The following is a 3001-nucleotide window of genomic DNA, read 5'->3' on the forward strand; positions in this document are numbered from 1 at the left end:
TAAAGTTCATTGACATATTGAGATAAGAAATAATAAAAAGTAGAAAGCGTTTTTTACTATTTATAGTAAAAGACAAAAAAAAACGGTCCTAATTGATTTTAGGATTGGTACAATAAGCAAAATAAGGGCGTATGGGGGATGCCTTGGCTCTCAGAGGCGATGAAAGGCGTGATAAGCTGCGAAAAGCTACGGGGACGGGCACACACCGATTGATCCGTAGATACCTGAATGGGGCAACCCACTATGTTGAAGACATAGTACACCGATAGGTGGGCAAACCCGCTGAACTGAAACATCTAAGTAGGCGGAGGAGAAGAAAACAAAAGTGATTCCGTAAGTAGTGGCGAGCGAACGCGGATTAGCCCAAACCAATGTTGTTACGGCAATGTTGGGGTTGTAGGACCACGACATTTTATGCATGCAGAACCGGAAGTTACTGGAAAGTGACGCCATAGAGAGTGATAGCCTCGTACGGGTAATAAATGTAATAGATAGTGGTATCCTGAGTAGGGCGGGGCACGTGAAACCCTGTCTGAATTTGGCGGGACCATCCGCTAAGGCTAAATACTCCTGAGAGACCGATAGTGAACCAGTACCGTGAGGGAAAGGTGAAAAGAACCGTGAATAACGGAGTGAAATAGATCCTGAAACCATACGCTTACAAGCGGTCGGAGCCCTTTCGTGGGGTGACGGCGTGCCTTTTGCATAATGAGCCTACGAGTTAACGTTGCTGGCAAGGATAAGTGGTTAAGCCACGGATCCGTAGCGAAAGCGAGTCTGAATAGGGCGCTTTAGTCAGTAGTGTTAGACGCGAAACCGTGTGATCTACCCATGGGCAGGATGAAGCTGTGGTAACACACAGTGGAGGTCCGAACCGGTTGACGTTGAAAAGTCTTCGGATGACCTGTGGGTAGGGGTGAAAGGCCAATCAAACTCGGAAATAGCTCGTACTCCCCGAAATGCATTTAGGTGCAGCGTTATTTTAGTTATATAGAGGTAGAGCTACTGATTGGATGCGGGGGCTTCACCGCCTACCAATTCCTGACAAACTCCGAATGCTATATAATGATTGATAACAGTGAGGGCTTGGGTGCTAAGGTCCAAGTCCGAGAGGGAAAGAACCCAGACCATCAGCTAAGGTCCCCAAATATATACTAAGTTGAAAGAACGAGGTTTGTCTGCCCAGACAGCTAGGATGTTGGCTTGGAAGCAGCCATTCATTTAAAGAGTGCGTAACAGCTCACTAGTCGAGCGGACGAGCATGGATAATAATCGGGCATAAGTATATTACCGAAGCTATGGATTTAGAGTTTACTCTAAGTGGTAGGGGAGCATTCTAACAGGGTTGAAGGTGTGTCGTAAGGCATGCTGGACTGGTTAGAAAAGAAAATGTAGGCATAAGTAACGATAATGCGGGCGAGAAACCCGCACACCGAAAAACTAAGGTTTCCACAGCTATGCTAATCAGCTGTGGGTTAGTCTGGTCCTAAGGCGAACCCGAAAGGGACAGTCGATGGCTAACGGGTTAATATTCCCGTACTACTAATTACTGTGATGGGGTGACGGAGTGATGAAAGCGCCGCGAACTGACGGAATAGTTCGTTGAAGTACCTACCTATAGGATCTGCAGGCAAATCCACAGATCTTGGGGAAATACGATAGTACTCGGAGTCTTCGGACAAAGAGATAGTGCGCCTAAGGGCTTCCAAGAAAAACCTCTAAACTTCAGGTAATTAGTACCAGTACCGTAAACCGACACAGGTAGTTGAGGAGAGAATCCTAAGGTGCTCGAGAGATTCATGGCTAAGGAATTAGGCAAAATAGACCTGTAACTTCGGGAGAAAGGTCGCCAGCGCAAGCTGGCCGCAGTGAAGAGGTCCAGGCGACTGTTTATCAAAAACACAGGGCTCTGCAAAATCGTAAGATGAAGTATAGGGCCTGACACCTGCCCGGTGCTGGAAGGTTAAGAGGAGATGTTATCTTCGGAGAAGCATTGAATTGAAGCCCCAGTAAACGGCGGCCGTAACTATAACGGTCCTAAGGTAGCGAAATTCCTTGTCGGGTAAGTTCCGACCTGCACGAATGGTGTAACGATCTGGACACTGTCTCAGCCATGAGCTCGGTGAAATTGTAGTAACGGTGAAGATGCCGTTTACCCGCAGTGGGACGAAAAGACCCTGTGCACCTTTACTATAGCTTAGTATTGACCTTGGATAAATGATGTGTAGGATAGGTTGGAGACTGTGAAGTGGCGTCGCCAGGCGTTGTGGAGTCATTGTTGAAATACAACCCTTTGTTTATCTGAGGCCTAACCCCGCGTTGTGGGGGACATTGCTTGGTGGGTAGTTTGACTGGGGTGGTCGCCTCCAAAAGAGTAACGGAGGCTTCTAAAGGTTCCCTCAGTACGCTTGGTAACCGTGCGTAGAGTGCAATGGCATAAGGGAGCTTGACTGAGAGACATACAGGTCGATCAGGTACGAAAGTAGAGCATAGTGATCCGGTGGTTCCGCATGGAAGGGCCATCGCTCAAAGGATAAAAGGTACGCCGGGGATAACAGGCTGATCTCCCCCAAGAGCTCATATCGACGGGGGGGTTTGGCACCTCGATGTCGGCTCGTCACATCCTGGGGCTGGAGAAGGTCCCAAGGGTTGGGCTGTTCGCCCATTAAAGTGGCACGCGAGCTGGGTTCAGAACGTCGTGAGACAGTTCGGTCTCTATCTACTGTGGGCGTTAGAAATTTGAGTGGATCTGATTCTAGTACGAGAGGACCGAATTGGACAAACCTCTAGTGTATCTGTTGTCCCGCCAGGGGCACCGCAGAGTAGCTACGTTTGGAAGGGATAAGCGCTGAAAGCATATAAGCGCGAAACCCACCACAAGATGAGATTTCTTTTAAGGATCGTGGAAGATGACCACGTTGATAGGCTATAGATGTAAAGGCAGTAATGTCATAGTCGAGTAGTACTAATAATCCGTAAGCTTATGTACACCCTTTTCCCC

At 48.1% G+C, this 3001-nt stretch carries 1 rRNA gene; it reads left to right on the forward strand.

The features are described from left to right. Positions 1–110 precede the first annotated feature (110 nt). A 23S ribosomal RNA gene (locus GJU43_RS22630) occupies positions 111–2989 on the forward strand. Positions 2990–3001 lie beyond the last annotated feature (12 nt).

Origin of the sequence: Flavobacterium sp. LC2016-23, assembly GCF_009674775.1 — a bacterium.
Taxonomy (GTDB): Bacteria; Bacteroidota; Bacteroidia; order Flavobacteriales; family Flavobacteriaceae; genus Flavobacterium.